Source organism: Clostridium sp. UBA5119 (assembly GCF_002414285.1).
Classification (GTDB): Bacteria; Bacillota; Clostridia; order Clostridiales; family Clostridiaceae; genus Clostridium_J; species Clostridium_J sulfidigenes.
The window spans coordinates 2881-19343 of sequence record NZ_DHYX01000045.1 but is presented as its reverse complement, the minus strand read 5'-3'; the positions used below and the strand labels follow the sequence as shown (position 1 = coordinate 19343).

Below are 16463 nucleotides of genomic sequence, written 5' to 3'. Positions count from 1 at the left end.
ACAGGATTAAATTGTATAAGTATATAATTAATGTAATATCATTTAAATATAAATAAATTTTATATTAGTTAAAATCTTTACTAGCTAATAATTTTTCAAGAATGGAGTGAAGCTAAAATTGGAATAAATTTTTTAATGTTTTCGTTATAATAAGGTTTCTATATTCTAATAGATAATCAAACTATTAGAGTGTAGAAACTTTATTTATATATTACATTTTTAAGATTATTTTAAGGTAAGTATTTCATAATTAATCTCACAGGTAACCACTTAGAAAATTTAATCTCTGTTAGAAAGGAAGATTATTATGTACATCTTTAAAAATGCCTTAAAAAGTATTACAAGAGCAAAAGTTAGAAATATTTTAATTACAATTATAACAATAATTATTTCTGTTTCCGCTTGTATTGCCCTTAGTATTAGACAAAGTGCAGAAACTTCAAGGGAGGCCTCTCTTGATTCATTGGAAATTACTGCACAAATATCCGTAGACCGACAATCACTAATGAAAAATGCTGAACCCTTTAATGATAAATTAAAAACATTACAAGGTTCACAAAATTTATCATTAGAAGAAATGAAAATTTATGCACAATCTAAATTTGTAAATGATTTTTACTATACTATTACCTCTTCTCTTAACGGTGATGTCACTCTATCACCCGTAGATACCTCTACTACAAATGAAGAAGATTCTATTAATTCAAATGGAATGCCAGTGAATAACCCAAATGGTAATAAGGGATTTGGTAAAATGGGAAGTCAGGGAGATTTCACTGTTATTGGATACAGTTCCCACGATGCAATGACATCATTTAAGAATGGTACAAAAAAAATTACAGATGGAACTGTGTTTGATTCAGCGACAACGAAACCACAATGCATTGTTAGTGATGAATTAGCCATTCTTAATGAATTGAAGGTTGGAGCTAGTATCACATTAGTAAATCCAAATAATGAGGAAGAAATTGTATCAATGACAGTCTGCGGTATATATAGCAATAGTGAATCTTCTACCTCTCAACAAGGAAACATGATGGGTTTTAATGCTTCATCTGATCCTGCAAATCAAATTTATATAAGTTTCAATGCCTTAAACTCAATTGTTGATAAGTCTAAATCAAATGCAACAGTTGATACTGATGAAACATCAGGAATAGAAATCTCTACAGCTTTACGTGGTCAGGAAAGTGGTACATACGTGTTCTCTAACATTGAAAACTATAAGGCTTTTGAAACAGACGTTGTTGCTCTTGGTTTAGATGATACAATCTATACAATTTCATCACAAGATGTTGATTCCTACGAACAAAGCCTAATACCACTAAATAACTTAAGCAATTATTCACTATATTTTCTTTTAGTTGTTTTAATAATAGGTGCAGCTATACTAATTATTTTCAACCTATTTGCTGCAAGAGAAAGAAAATATGAAATTGGGGTATTAGCTGCTATTGGTATGAATAAAGTAAAAATTGCAACTCAATTTATATCTGAAGCATTTATCATTACATTTATCTCCATAGTAATAAGCACTTGTATTGGTGCTACTATTTCTGTTCCAATCGCAGATAAGTTGTTAGAAAATCAAATTGCTTCTGTAGAAACATCTACCCAAACAACTAAAGAAAACTTCGGTGGTGAATTTCAAGGTAGAATGGACAGTAGTAAAGGTAGCATGTCAAGGCCGTCTAATAGTAAAACAAAAATTAATTATGTTAAAGATATTACAGCAAGTATAGATGTTGTTGTTTTATTCCAACTATTAGGACTAGGTATTTTACTTGCCTTGATATCAAGTGCAACAGCAGTAATATCTATTCTTAGATATGAACCATTAAAAATCTTAAGTAATCGTACTTAAAGGGGGCCGTTATTATGAGTTCTTTTATACTAAAAGATTTATGTTATTCTTATGACAATAAGCAACGTGAAATTATAAGTCACATGAATTATGAATTTAAAGATAATAAAGTTTATTCTATTGTAGGAAAATCTGGCGCCGGTAAAACAACCCTTCTCTCCTTATTATCTGGACTTGCCAAGCCAACACAAGGTTCCATTTTATTTGATGGAAAAGATATAAGCAAACTCAATTGTTGTAAATATAGAAGTAATTTTATTGGAGTTGTTTTTCAAAGTTTCAATCTCTTACCTCACTTAACAGCCATTGAAAATGTTATTCTTTCAATGGACATATCAGGTAAAAAAATATCAAATAAAAAAGAAAAAGCCTTAGAACTATTAAATAGTGTAGGATTGGATGAACCTACAGCCAATCGTAGAATATTAAAGTTATCCGGTGGTGAACAACAACGTGTTGCTATTGCACGAGCATTATCCTATGATCCTGCAGTAATCTTAGCAGATGAACCAACGGGAAATCTTGATGGTGAAACAGAAAATAGTATTATAAAAATATTTCAAAAATTGGCACATGATCATGGCAAATGCATAATTTTAGTTACCCATTCTCCAGAAGTTGCTAATATGTGTGATGTAGTTTATAAACTCTCATCTAAAAATTGATAGTAGTTATGTAATATAACCTTATATATAAATATAAAGGTAGCTTTATGGCTACCTTTATTACTAAAAAATATATTCATTTCATTCCCTAGAGTAACTAACACTTAACCAAATCATAGATTTGGAGTGGGAATAATGAAACTCCGACTCATTTCATTCCCTGGAGTAACTAACACTTAGCCAAATCATAGATTTGGAGTGTTAGTTACATTCTTATAGCCTATATAGGTGGCGTAGAAATAACCTCCATATATAGCTATTATCAGTAGTGCTGTTATAGTGGCTGAAGCCCCTATCTCTGCATCGCCGTAAAGAGATATAAATTCATTAGCTACACTAATTCCAACTATGGAGTGAATTATAGCTAATACTAATGGCATTGCAAAGTATATTAAAGTTTGAATAAATATGGTTTTATTTATCATCTTTCTTGAAGCTCCAATCCTTCTTAGTGATTTATATCTATCAACGCTTTCACTAGCTTCTGATAATTGTTGAAGAGCAAGGACTGCTGCACTAGAAATTAAGAATACAATCCCAATATATATACCTATATATAAAATTGTGGTAGTAGCTCCTTTTGTCATATTGTATATGCCAGTCTTGGTATCACCTAAAATTATAAAGTCTTTACCCGAAGCATTTTCATCTCTGCTATTTTTGAATATTTCTCCTATTTTTGATTCTCGTTTTTCTCTATCTTCACCTACAAAGTTACAATTTAATATAGAGTCATAGGGCTTAAGTTTTTCTAAAGCCTTATCTGGAAGTATTACTGTAAAGAAATTATTAGCAAAGCCTGTGCTTTCATAAGCTTCTGTAATAAGCTCTTGATTTTTTATATTATAGTTTATATTATTTATTTTAATTACTGTGTTTTCCTTCATATAGCTTTTAACTAAAGGCACTAATTTACTAAAGTTAGAGGTTATTAATACTTCATCTTCTTTTAAGTCTATGGAACTTTGTCCATTTAACTCTCTTAGTTTATTATAATCACTTATTTTTAGAGCTGACATGTTACTATAATCGTTATCAAGAAATTTATCTTCTTTACCATATCCTCTTAATATATCACCATAACTTTCTTCTAGTCTATACTCTTGTAATACTACATACTTTTCTTTCTCTGTGAAATTGAACCCTAATTCTTTAATGGCCTGTTCTATAGTTTTGTTTTCCGAACCTTCAAAATTTATAATTCTAGCTGAGACATCAAAAGGTACTGTATCCTTAAGACTACTTTCTAAAGAATTTTTAAAACTCAATCCCGTAGATAATATAGAAATAGTTATAAAGAGCATTAAACATATAACTGTTATAGATACAAAATTTGTGTTAATTTTACTACTTATCTGTCTAGTAACAAATATATTTAGTTTTTTAAGGTATATATTTTTACTATTCTTGATTACATACAATATAAATCCAGCTAATCCATAATAAAATAATATAGTTCCTAGAATCCCCAGTATTATCGAAATAGTAAATCTAGAATCAGTTATGTCTAATCCCACTTCTATTATAAACTTATAAGCAGTTATAAGTATTCCTACTCCTAAAATAAAAATAATAATTGATACTATAGGATTTTTAATCTTTATATTTTCACTTTTCTTACTAGCATTTATCATATCTATAAGTTTGTATTTTGAAATTACAAAGGTATTAAATATCATTATAAGTAAAAACATTATTCCAAAATAAGCTATAGTCTTTACAGCAGCATTTTGTGAAAATACAAATTTGTATTCACTCATGCCTACCTGAAATAACTTCGCTGTAAAAAGAGATAATCCTTGTGATAAAACTATACCAAAGATTAACCCTGCTACTAAAGACATAAGGCCTATGAAAAAAGATTCAGACACTAAAATACTTGAGATTTTTCTTTTACTCATACCCAATGTCATATATACACCAAGTTCTTTTTTTCTTCGTTTTATCATAAAGTTATTTGCATAAACAATGAGTCCACCCAAAATTACTGACACAAATACAGATACCCAAGAAATAACTGTAGTTAACATATCTATAAAACTAGCTTCCTTCTTACTTATTTCAAACATTGCCTTTTGTGATTCTATAGAGTTAAAGCTATAAAATATACAAACGGCAAAGGTTAAAGTTAAAAAATATATGGTATAGTCTTTAAAACTTTTCTTTACATTATTTAATGCAATTTTAGAATACATCCCCACTGTCACCTCCAAGTAATGTCACTACCTCAATAATTCTATTGAAGAATTCTTTTCTACTATCATTTCCTCTAATTAGTTCATTAAATACTTTTCCATCTTTTATAAATAAAATCCTATGAGCATAACTAGCTGTAAAAGCATCATGTGTGACCATGAGTATAGTAGCTTCTAGTTCTTCGTTTAATTTCTCAAAGGAGTCTAGTAATAATCTAGAGGACTTAGAATCTAATGCTCCTGTTGGTTCATCAGCTAAAATTAGTGATGGATTAGTAACGATAGCTCTAGCTGAAGCAACCCTTTGTTTTTGACCACCAGACATTTCATAAGGATATTTATTTAAAATTTCACTTATACCTAATTTGTTTGCTACTGCTTTAATTCTTCCATCTATACTTTTAGGTTTTACATCTTGTATAGTAAGTGCCAATGCAATATTTTCATAAGCAGTTAATGTATCTAAAAGATTAAAATCTTGAAATATAAATCCAAGCTCATCTCTTCTAAACTTTTCAATATCATTATTCTTAAGACTAGTTATATCTTTATTATTTATAATTATATTTCCTGTAGTCACTGTGTCTATGGTAGATATACAATTTAAAAGTGTAGTTTTACCACTTCCAGAAGGTCCCATTATTCCAAGGAACTCCCCCTTCTCTACCTCAAAACTTATATTATCAATAGCTTTAGTCACATTTCCCTTTCCACCATAATATTTTTCTATATTTACAACCTTTAAGACATTTTCCATAATTCATCCTCCTAAAATACATTTTAAGTTTTGCCTTAACTTTATGAACTTATTATATATTTTTCTAAAAGTATGTTGTATTTAATTTCATGTCATTAATCTTTCATTTTCGTAAGATAATAATGAAAGTCTAAAAGTTAATCTATAAACTTAGGAGTAGCCCTGTTTATGAAACTATTGAAGCCCTAGGTATAAGTACAATGTAATCAAATGTTTACCATAAAAAAACTGATTGAGATTAATTTTTATCCAATCAGTTTATTTTAGCTATTATTAAAAGCTGGTAAATCTTCCTAGTGGAAAATTTATATAGACCTTAGTTCCATATTCTAACTTTGACTCAATATTTATCCCCAATCCAAGTCTATTACAAAGTTTTTTACACAGATATAATCCCATTCCTGTGGATTTACCAAACTTTCTTCCATTATCCCCAGTAAATCCTTTTTCAAAAACCCTAAAAATGTCTCTTTCTGAAATTCCAACACCATTATCTTCTATAGTTAAAGTTATTTTATTTTCTGTAGAAGTTGAATGTATTTTTATTATCCCATTTGATTCCTTAGAATACTTTATGGCGTTTCCTAAAACTTGATTTAAAATAAATTCCACCCATTTTATATCACTAAAAATTTTACCTCCTATATCTCCTATCTCTAAGGATATTTTTTTATTTATGAAATCTCTAGAATTCTTTCTCAAAATCTCCATAACAGCTTCTTCTAAATTAAATTCTCTTATAATATAGTCCTTACTTACATCGTTGCTCTTTGAGTAATAAAGGACTTGTTCTATGAAATCTTCTACCTTCTTCAATTCATGTCCAATTTTATTTGTTACCGTACTTTCGTTATTATCTATAATAAGTCTAGCAGAAGCAATAGGCGTCTTTACTTCATGAACCCACATTTCTATGTATTCTCTATATTCTTTTTGGGTACATTCATACTTTTTTACATTTTCATGCATATTTTTATTACATTCCCTAAGAACTTGATAAACTATTTCACCTTCTAAAAAATCTGGCTTTTCCATAACCTCTGGAAGTAAATACTTTTTATCAAGGCTATCTATAGTTCCTGTAATATTGTCTAGAAATTTCTTATGTTTAATAACTTCAAGGGTTATATATGTACTTAATGGGATAAACCATAATATAAAAGATAAAAATATTAGTCCACTCCCTACATTTAAAAATATTAAAATAGATACAAAAATCATAAATAGGACTCCATTAATTATTAAAAAGCCAATTCTTGATTTAAGATAATCCCTAACTTTCATTTTATCTATTCCTCTCTACTATTTATAGTAGAAAACTCCTTCAAACCCGCATAAACAGAACAACTATTTAACTANNTTCCATATTTAAATAGTTTTATGTATAAATAGTTCTCTACATAAATATTTATATATTTATGGCATTATATATCCAAGTCCCCTTCTTGTTTCTATAACATCTTTAATTCCAATTTCCTCTAATTTTTTTCTAAGTCTTGTCACATTAACTGACAAAGTGTTATCATCTACAAACAAATTAGACTTCCATAGATAATCCATTAGATCCTCCCTAGATACAATGTTTCCTTTATTTTTTATAAGGTAATAAAGAACTTTTAATTCGTTTTTAGTGATTTCTAAAGCATTATCTCCACAGTTTATGGTTCCATTAGATAGATTTAACTTTAAATCATTATACACTAATATTTCTTGATTCCCTTCATTCCCTTGATTTACTCTCTTTAGTACTGAATTTATCCTCGCTAAAAGTATTTGTGTATTATAAGGCTTAGTTATAAAGTCATCTGCTCCTAAATTCATACTCATTAGCTCATCCATATCACTATCTCTACTTGTAACCACAATTATAGGCACTTGAGAAGTTTTCCTCACTTCTCTACAAATGTAGAATCCGTCAAATACAGGTAAGTTTATATCTAAGAGTATGAGATTGGGCTCTTCTTTTTCAATAATAGATATTATATTTTCAAAATTAGTAGGGGCTATGACCTCATATCCATATCTATTTAAAAATGTTGCAAGCTCCTGCCTAATAGTTTCTGTATCCTCTATTATAATAATCTTTGCCACTTTATCACTCCCAAATTTATTTTTTCTATTATATATTTACATCAATGTAAAATTAAGATTTATCTATACTAAAACTAGCTGAAATTCTTTTCTAATTCTTATTAATAACATTATAACCAAAACATAGTGTAACTAAAAGGTAGTCAATTATTAATTTGTTTTATTTTTATTCATAAGGTGTTTATTTTTTACATTTTATGGTATAATAACCTTATTTAATATAATTATAGGGGGTGGATTTTAATTTGAAAAAAACTTTTAAAATTCTTTTTATTATAATTTTAGGTTTAATTTTAATTTATTTACCTTATTATAAAAAAGATATTTCCTTCAAAAAAGCTTTAGAAAAGATAAATCATAAAAATTTAAATATTCCCATATCTAAATTAAATATTAGAGAATTTATATCTAAAATTCCAAATGAAGATATACTAACTGCTAAAGAACATGCTCTGCTATTTTCAACACCTCACGTAATATCTCCTACTGCTATAACCAGAAAAGAAGCTATTTATGATGTAGAACTATATTTTAAAGCTTTAAAATCTAGCTACGCACCATATAATTATTATGGTAGTGATAATTTTTTTTTACAGGCTAAGGAATTAGTTTTAAGTTTTATTGGTGATAATGACGTAATTAATGTAGCTGAACTAACAAAAACCTTAAAAGATAATCTTGCTTTTATACCTGATAGGCATTTTTATATAGGGAACAATGGTTTTGATTTAGAAGATACCTCTAGATATTACACAAATTCAAATCTAGGAATTTTTAAAAACAAAATAGGCTATTATGTAGAATATGGAGGTGTTTTTTACTACATTAAATCTATAAATAAAGATGAAAACATCGAAAATTACTTATATCTTTCAATAAATACTGAAGGTAAGCTATTATACAATTTAGGTGTTTTAGAAAAATGTACTGGACAAGCTTCAATGAATTTAAATGTTGTTTTTTATAGAGGTGACTCAGAATATACTAAAGATATTGAACTGAAATTATCAAATACTCTTTCAGATGAGTCTATTTCACCTTTAGAATACACAACTATAGATGATGTTCCTATAATATCTTCCAGAGAAGTTCCCTACAATATAGGTTTAGAAGGAATAGATTTCATTAATACTGCTTCTAAAGTAAAGGATTCCCCTGTAAGTATATTAGATTTACGTGGTAATAATGGTGGCGATATATTGACCACTTTAAACTGGATAAATGAATATTTTGGAGTTTCATCTCAAGGGAAGAGTCTTTTTCTACTTCTTTATGGAAGATCTAAGGACGCCCCCTCCTACTACGATTTTAACACCTTTCATAATGACCTAAAAACTTTACAACTTGAAAAAATTGATGATTATTATTATGAAAATATACCTAAAGCTAAAAAAGAGCTTAATAAAAATTTAAATACTATCTTTGTTCTTACAGATAAAAAAACCTCCTCAGCTGCTGAATTCTTTGTAGAGCATCTAAAGGATTTTGAAAATATTGTAGTAGTTGGTACTAATACTCATGGTACTCTTGAAAGTTCTAATGTAGAACTGGGTTACCTTCCTAATTCCCATATTGAATTTTCCTATGGAAACTGGTTAAGGCTATATGATGAAAAGTTTTTTAAGGAAGGTGAAGGTATCAAACCTGATCTATGGGTAAATGGAGAAGATGCTTTAGAACTAACTCTAAAACTTATTGAAAATTATAATTTAAAGTAACTATTTAAGAGGTTGCCTTATTTTTAGGCAACCTCCTATTATAAACCTATAACTTATTTACTTCTCTCTCTATTCTTTCTAAAGCTTCTTGAAGAACACCCCTACTAGTTCCTATATTCATTCTTTGGAACATAGCTCCAGCATGTCCAAACATACTACCATCATTTAACCATACTTTACACTTTTTAAGGAAGAAATTACTTAATTCTTCTGGCTTCATATTTAATCCTGAGCAATCAAGCCACAATAAATAGGTTCCTTCTGGTTTTCTAATCTTAATTTTAGGAATTCTTTTGTCAAAGAATTCTAAAGTAAATTCTATATTTCCTGCTAAATATTTCATAAGACCTTGATACCATTCTTCTCCACTAGTATATGCTGCTTCTTGTGCTACTGCACCTAAAATAGTTGCTCCTTCTATACAGTCTTTTTCCATTTGCAGTATATATTGGTTTCTTAATTTTTCATTTTTAATAATTATATTTGCAGTTTTAAACCCTGCAATATTAAAGGTTTTATTTGGTGCTGTGCATATTATAGAGTTATCAGCAAATTCTTCATTGATAGATGCAAATACAGTATGTATATTAGGTTTATAAACTATATCTGCATGAATTTCATCTACCACCACTAGCACATTATTTTTTATACATATTTCTCCAACTCTTTTTAATTCTTCTACAGTCCATACTCTTCCTACTGGATTATGAGGACTACAAAGAATTATCATTTTAGTTTTTTTAGTAATTATCTTCTCTAAGTTATCAAAATCCATTTCATATCTACCATCTTTACAATCTAAGGGATTTTTTATAACCTGACACCCATTATTTTTTATAATACTATAAAAAGGATGATATACCGGCGTTTGAATTATAATTTCATCTCCTGGTTTTGTGTAAGCAGCAACTATAGTTTTTATACCTGATACAACTCCCGGAGCAAACTTCATCCATCCCTTTTCAACTTTCCATTGAAATCTTTTATCAAACCAATTTATAGCTGCTTTATAGTATGATGGTGGTGTAAGGGAGTATCCAAAAATAGGATGTTCTAACCTTTTTCTTATAGCATCTCCTATTTCTTCTGGCACTTTAAAATCCATATCTGCTACCCATAGAGGTATAATTTCACTATCATTATATGTTCTATTTATTAAGTCCCACTTTAAACAGTTACTGCCTATCCTGTCCACTTTTTCATCAAAACTGTATTTCATTTGCCCTACCTCCTATAAAATCCTAATAAATTAATAATAATTTTTACTACTTAAACTACTATATATAATTTTATCACTATTTTTATCAATGTAGTATTATAACATTCTATAGATAGATGTAAATGTATAAAATAACACTATAATTCATAATATTACATAATTTCTATGTATAATCTTATTAGATAGATTATTTTTAAATAACCACGTAAAATGATAGGAGAATTAAAATGAAAATAAGAAAAGAACTACCTGAAATATTTGAAGACTTTGCAGAGGCTAGGAGAAACTCCTTTATTACAGCTAAAAAACTTAAAGATGAAAATATACCTTTAGTAGGAGTATTTTGTACTTATATGCCACAGGAATTACCTCTTGCCATGGGTGCAAGTGTTGTATCTCTTTGTTCTATGTCTGATGAGACAATTGCAGAAGCCGAAAAAGAATTACCGCGTAATCTATGTCCACTTATCAAATCAAGTTATGGATTTGCAAAAACAGATAAATGTCCATTCTTTTACTTTTCTGATTTAGTTGTAGGTGAAACTACTTGTGATGGAAAGAAAAAAATGTATGAATATTTAAGTGAGTTTAAGCCTGTTCATGTTATGGAACTACCAAACTCTCAAAGTGAAGAAGGTTTGAAACTTTGGAAGAAAGAAGTAATAAAATTTAAAGAAGTTTTAGAAAAACAATTTGAAACTACTATAAGTGATGAAAATATTAAAGAAGCTATTAAATTAAAAAATGAAGAAAGAAAAGCTCTTAAAGCCTTCTACAGTCTTGGAAAACTTGATCCACCAGCTATATTAGGACAAGATATGTTTAAAGTTCTTTATGGTACTACATTTAAATTTGATAAAGCAGAGGTACCAAAAGAAATATATGCCCTAAGTGAGAAAATTAAGGATGAATATGAAGCTGAAAAAAAATATGAAAAGAAACCTCGTATTCTTATAACTGGATGTCCTATTGGTGGAGCTACAGAAAAAGTTATAAAAGCTATAGAAGATAACGGAGCTCATGTCGTAGCTTTTGAAAACTGTACTGGTGCTAAAGCTATCGATGAATTAGTAGATGAAAATAATCCTGATATCTATGATGCTATTGCTCGTAAATATTTAAATATTGGATGTTCTTGTATGACACCTAATCCTAACCGTACAGAGCTACTTAATAGAATGATAGATGAATATAAAGTTGATGCAGTGGTGGATGTAATACTTCAAGCTTGTCATACTTATAGCGTAGAAACATTGCAAATTAAAAGATTTGTTAATAACACTAAAAAAATACCTTACATCAGTATAGAAACAGATTACTCTACTGCTGACATTGGACAACTTAACACTAGAATGGCAGCTTTTATAGAAATGTTATAGAGCCTTAAAATATTGCTTAGGTAATAATTTTATAGGCAAGTTCATAATAAATTCAAAAGCCTCAAGAAAAATAGTTTCTTGAGGTTTTCCCATTTCTCACTTTTATTCCCCTAGCATGTTTTTTCTAATTAATGCTATAATACTATTAATACTAAAGAAACTGGCAAGGAGAGTTTATAATGCATAGACAATATATTAATTATTCTGCAAATATGCCTGTATCTATTTCTTTTAATACCATTAAAAACTATCCAATCCATTGGCATTATTGCATCGAAATTCTTTATGTTATAAAAGGTACAATCAATCTATATATAAATACTGAAAAATATGTAATAAGTGAAAATCAAATTGAAATTATAAATATAGATGAAGTTCATAGCATTGAAAGTGATGATCCTGATAATAAAGTACTCATATTTCAAATAGATCCCTACTTTTTTCAAAAATACTATAACGATATTGAGAATATGTTTTTTTATACCAACTCTTCTAGTAAGGCTTCGCAATTAGGTGAAGAGTATGAAGATTTAAGAGTATTTCTTTGTCAAGTCCTGCNNAGATAATTATGATGAAGAAATTGAAGATATCCTTGTAAAGCTTCTTTATCATCTTATAAATAACTTTAACTATTTAATTCATGAAAAACAAGAGCTTAAAGAAAATAAAGATCAACTTCAAAGATATCATAGTATATCGAAATATATTTATAATAATTATCAAAATAATATAACTCTTAAAGATATATCTAGTAACGAATATCTAAGTACTCATTATTTATCAAGAGAAATAAAATATGCTACAGGTTATTCCTTTACTGATTTTTTAAATCTTATTAGAGTTGAAGAATCTATAAAATTAATTTTAGATACAGATATGACACTATCTGAAATTTCTGAGGAAATTGGTTTTTCTCATACTAGATACTTTAATAAGCACTTTAAACTTCACTATAAGCTTACGCCTTTACAATTCAGAAAAAAATATAAATCTACTCCTGAAGTCCTAGAAAAGTTAACTAAATATATAACTCATCCTTTAGAAGAAAGTCTAGAAGAAGTAATATATTATTTGGAAGACTACGACAGGTTTAACTATGAAGACAAAATTCATCAGTTAAATATTAATATGGAAAATTGTATAGGTGAATTTGATAAGAATTTTAATAGAATTATAACCATTGGTGATGCCTTTGACCTCTTAATTGAAGATAATAAAGATACACTAGAAGAACTTCAAATGGAAATGGATTTTGAATATGGACGGATTCTAAATTTATTTAGTACTGACATGGCTATTTTCCCTGGATCTAAATTTCATAACTGGAATAGAGCAAAGGATGTACTAGAGTTTATAGAATTTTTAGGTATAGTGCCTATAATTGTTTTAGATATGGATAGCACCTATGAAGAACATATAAATGCCATTAACGATAAAAGGTATGAAGTTGCATCTAAAAAAATATTACCCCTTAAAAACTCTATAGATATACATGAAGATTTTAAAAATATTCTTCTATCCTTCATGGAATATTTCAGTGCAATAGAAACTCTTAATTATAAAAATTTTAGATTTGAATTTTCCTCTACATTTCCTGAAAATTTGAGGACTTCAATTGAAGAAATATTAATTTACAATAAATTAGATTTTGAAGAAGAACCTTTTATGATAAATAATGAAGTAAATAATATATATGATACAGCCTATATGATTCCATTTATTATTGATAATGTAGTAAATCATAAGGGAGATTTAAGTTTTATAAGGGCATTTGACGTCCTTGATAAGCAAGTAAATATAACCAATGAACTATTCTTTGGTTATCCTGGTCTTATCAATGATAAGGGAATAAAAAAACCTGCCTTTTATGCCTATTCACTTTTAAATAAATTAGGTAATACATTAGTAGCTAAAGGTGATGGATATGTAGTTACTAAAACTAATAATCAATATGAGATTTTACTTTATACTTATCATGATAAAATCAATGATTTAATTTCTATGGCAAGTTTTTCAAAACTTAGAGGTATAAAAAATGCTACTTCGAAAAAACTTTCTCTTAATATAACTAATATTCATTCAGATATTAATGTAACTACCTATGAAATAAATGAAAAGATTGGTTCATCCTATAACTATTGGATTGATATGGGGAGACCAACTAGACTTAACAAAGATGAAAATGGTATTCTTCATAAAGCTTCTTATCCTAATATTAGATTTAAATACTTTAAGAAGAGTACAGTTATAAATATTTTAGTTACCCTAAAAACCTATGGAGCTACATTAGTTATAATTAATGAAGTTCAGAAGCCTATTAAGATTAATTAATTTTACCTCAATTTATATGAATATATGTATACTTTCAGTTAAAATTTATTATGTTATGTATAAAATATATTGATTTTAAGTACAAAAACATCCTAATCAAGGTGCTTTTGTGCTTTTTCCTATTTTTAACCAATGACTATTTGGGCGGAATAGTACTTTTTGATGGACACTTAAGTGAATGTTTATTTAATTGTTTTCAACTATAATATTAATATAAGATAAAATATTTTAATAATAAATTAAACATGAAGACAAAACGTATTTTTCTATAAAAAACTAAGAGAACTTTTTATAAAATAAACTCAAGAAAAATATGCAGAATTTTCAAATAAATGAGGTGAGACTAATGGGAATTAACCCTAAAATATTTTCGGATGGAAGGACATATAGAGTATTATTTAAGTTTGCCATACCTGCAATTTTTTCTTTGCTAGTAGCGGAACTCTATAACATGGTAGATACAGTTTTTGTTGGTAGATATATTGGTCCTAATGCTATCGGTGCCTTAACAGTTGCGTTTCCAATTCAACGCTTTCTTATAGCAATCGCTTTCTTAATTGGTGTAGGAGCTTCAACCTACGTTTCAAGATATTCCGGTGAAAAACAACCCGAAAAGATTAAATCCACAATAATTAATTCAATATCTGTTACCATAGTATCTTTAACAATAATCCCTCTACTTTTATTCTTATTTAGAGGTGGATTATTATATAAACTTGGTGCAAGTGACGTTACCTTTGGACTAACTAATGATTATATATCTATAATTTTTATAGGAGCAATATTTCAAGGATTAACTATAGTATGCTCTCAAGTAATGACAGCTTTAGGAAACTCTAAAATAGGCCTTTATGCTAACAGTATAGGTGCACTTCTAAATATTGTAGTTGACTACATATTAGTAACTCATTTAAATATAGGTATAGCTGGTGCAGCTATTGCTACTGTAGCTTCTCAATTTGTAGGCTTAATTTTTGTTCTATATAATTTTAAAAATGTAACTAAACACTTTAAAATTAAACTTTCAATAAATAATATTCTTCCAAATATAGATATTACATTAATTAAAGGATTAATTGCTGTAGGATTTTCAACCTTTATTATTGAAATATCAGATGCAATAGTTTCTGTAGTTTTAAATAACTTATTAATCTCTAGAGGTGGTAATGAAGCTATAATAATAGTAGGTGTTATTACTAAAATATCTATGTTTATGTTTATCGCAATAATTGGTATAAGTTCTGCCATGCAGCCAATTGTAGCCTTTAACTTTGGTGCAAGAAACTTTGATAGAGTTAAAAATACAGTTAAAGCATCTATAAAAACTGTGACAATAATCTCTTTAATATTTGGAGTATTTATTATGTATTTTGCTCCAAAAATGATAGGCTTGTTTTTAACTGATGCAAAGTTATTGCCTGAGGCTGTTAAAGCCCTTAGAATATGTATATTCCTACTTCCTTTAGTTGGTTTATATTATATAGGTATATACTACTATCAAGCAATTGATGAGGCTAAAAAAGGGTTTAGATTATCTTTATTTAGACAGTTAATAGTATTCATTCCTTTAGCTATAGTTTTTGTAAATATTTTTGGTACCATAGGTGCATGGATTGCATATCCTGCTTCAGATTTAATTTCTGCAGTAACATCCTTTTATCTATTAAATAGTACTTGGAAAAAGGATAAAAAGGAAGAGACTACTAAAACCGTAATAGCTTAATAAAAAACTCCTTAGAAAATTATATTCTAAGGAGTTTTTACATAATAATTATAAGTTAGGTTCTAGGATGACAATCTTAGCTCCTATTATTTTAATAAAGTTACCTAATAATATTTTAAAACTATAAGTTGCAAGAATTTACATAGTTTCCAGTAATGTCAAAGTCTATATATTGTCCAGAGCATAAAGGTTCTTTAATAGCTAATTTAAAATAAACTATATCTTCTCCACAATTGTCACATCCAATAAATTTGGCAATTTTGCAATCTTCTGCGATAGGGACTCTAACCCATTTACGAGGCCAAACCCAAACCCACTTATATAATACTACAGCAACTAAATATTCTTTGCCTCTACAAAGATTCTTAACTTTAATAGAAAATTTAACTATTCTGCATTTAGTTTCAGCATCTATTATTTTTACTTGTCCAAAATCTTGTGGGCATTCGCAAGGATTTAACATTTGATCTGTCCCATATTTAGGAGGTGTGCCTTGTGGTCCTGGATCTTTACTCTGTTCT

11 protein-coding genes and 1 pseudogene are annotated in these 16463 nt (G+C 28.2%); 6 read left to right on the top strand and 6 right to left on the bottom strand.

What is annotated here, in order from left to right:
• Window positions 1–307: 307 nt before the first annotated feature.
• Window positions 308–1864, top strand: coding sequence for an ABC transporter permease (locus B2671_RS06485; protein WP_346869674.1), 1557 nt, complete (start codon window positions 308–310; stop codon window positions 1862–1864).
• A 14-nt stretch (window positions 1865–1878) separates the two neighbouring features.
• Window positions 1879–2529: an ABC transporter ATP-binding protein gene (locus B2671_RS06480; protein ID WP_346869673.1), complete on the top strand. Its 651-nt coding sequence runs from the start codon at window positions 1879–1881 to the stop codon at window positions 2527–2529.
• 185 nt (window positions 2530–2714) lie between these two features.
• Here the strand turns inward: B2671_RS06480 and B2671_RS06475 are convergent, their stop codons facing one another.
• The 4 genes from B2671_RS06475 to B2671_RS06460 form a co-directional block, all read right to left on the bottom strand.
• Window positions 2715–4724, bottom strand: a complete 2010-nt coding sequence (locus B2671_RS06475; RefSeq protein WP_346869672.1) for an ABC transporter permease — start codon at window positions 4722–4724, stop codon at window positions 2715–2717.
• Complete coding sequence (locus B2671_RS06470; RefSeq protein WP_035135328.1) at window positions 4714–5481, bottom strand: ABC transporter ATP-binding protein; 768 nt, start codon at window positions 5479–5481, stop codon at window positions 4714–4716. Before B2671_RS06470 ends, B2671_RS06475 begins: the two co-directional genes overlap by 11 nt.
• A 273-nt stretch (window positions 5482–5754) precedes the next feature.
• Window positions 5755–6765: a sensor histidine kinase gene (locus B2671_RS06465; RefSeq protein ID WP_346869671.1), complete on the bottom strand. Its 1011-nt coding sequence runs from the start codon at window positions 6763–6765 to the stop codon at window positions 5755–5757.
• A gap of 132 nt (window positions 6766–6897) precedes the next feature.
• Entirely contained in the window at window positions 6898–7572 is a 675-nt protein-coding gene (locus B2671_RS06460; RefSeq protein ID WP_035135324.1) for a response regulator transcription factor, read from the bottom strand.
• Window positions 7573–7817: 245 nt separating this feature from the next.
• On the opposite strand from B2671_RS06460, the gene B2671_RS06455 reads away from it, so the two are divergent.
• Window positions 7818–9290 (top strand): S41 family peptidase, encoded by a 1473-nt coding sequence (locus tag B2671_RS06455; protein WP_346869670.1) that lies wholly within the window; start codon window positions 7818–7820, stop codon window positions 9288–9290.
• Window positions 9291–9336: 46 nt separating this feature from the next.
• Here the strand turns inward: B2671_RS06455 and B2671_RS06450 are convergent, their stop codons facing one another.
• Window positions 9337–10509 (bottom strand): MalY/PatB family protein, encoded by a 1173-nt coding sequence (locus B2671_RS06450; protein WP_346869669.1) that lies wholly within the window; start codon window positions 10507–10509, stop codon window positions 9337–9339.
• 227 nt (window positions 10510–10736) lie between these two features.
• Between B2671_RS06450 and B2671_RS06445 the strand changes: the two genes are divergently transcribed.
• From B2671_RS06445 to B2671_RS06435, 3 genes and pseudogenes are all read left to right on the top strand, one after another.
• Window positions 10737–11888 (top strand): double-cubane-cluster-containing anaerobic reductase, encoded by a 1152-nt coding sequence (locus tag B2671_RS06445; protein ID WP_346869668.1) that lies wholly within the window; start codon window positions 10737–10739, stop codon window positions 11886–11888.
• Between the two features lie 179 nt (window positions 11889–12067).
• Window positions 12068–14219: pseudogene (locus B2671_RS06440) on the top strand (helix-turn-helix domain-containing protein).
• A 346-nt stretch (window positions 14220–14565) separates the two neighbouring features.
• Window positions 14566–15942 carry an MATE family efflux transporter gene (locus B2671_RS06435; protein WP_346869667.1) on the top strand — a complete coding sequence of 459 codons (1377 nt, stop codon included), beginning with the start codon at window positions 14566–14568 and terminating at the stop codon, window positions 15940–15942.
• A gap of 121 nt (window positions 15943–16063) precedes the next feature.
• Here the strand turns inward: B2671_RS06435 and B2671_RS06430 are convergent.
• Window positions 16064–16463 (bottom strand): hypothetical protein (locus B2671_RS06430; RefSeq protein ID WP_346869666.1); only part of this gene is annotated, 400 nt, incomplete at its 5' end.

What these genes read in the sequence shown, in the direction of transcription:
- B2671_RS06470 (WP_035135328.1), bottom strand. Translation starts at nt 5,481, where the DNA reads ATGGAAAATGTCTTAAAGGTTGTAAATATAGAAAAATATTATGGTGGA.
- B2671_RS06485 (WP_346869674.1), top strand. Translation starts at nt 308, where the DNA reads ATGTACATCTTTAAAAATGCCTTAAAAAGTATTACAAGAGCAAAAGTT.
- B2671_RS06450 (WP_346869669.1), bottom strand. Translation starts at nt 10,509, where the DNA reads ATGAAATACAGTTTTGATGAAAAAGTGGACAGGATAGGCAGTAACTGT.
- B2671_RS06435 (WP_346869667.1), top strand. Translation starts at nt 14,566, where the DNA reads ATGGGAATTAACCCTAAAATATTTTCGGATGGAAGGACATATAGAGTA.
- B2671_RS06445 (WP_346869668.1), top strand. Translation starts at nt 10,737, where the DNA reads ATGAAAATAAGAAAAGAACTACCTGAAATATTTGAAGACTTTGCAGAG.
- B2671_RS06480 (WP_346869673.1), top strand. Translation starts at nt 1,879, where the DNA reads ATGAGTTCTTTTATACTAAAAGATTTATGTTATTCTTATGACAATAAG.
- B2671_RS06475 (WP_346869672.1), bottom strand. Translation starts at nt 4,724, where the DNA reads ATGTATTCTAAAATTGCATTAAATAATGTAAAGAAAAGTTTTAAAGAC.
- B2671_RS06465 (WP_346869671.1), bottom strand. Translation starts at nt 6,765, where the DNA reads ATGAAAGTTAGGGATTATCTTAAATCAAGAATTGGCTTTTTAATAATT.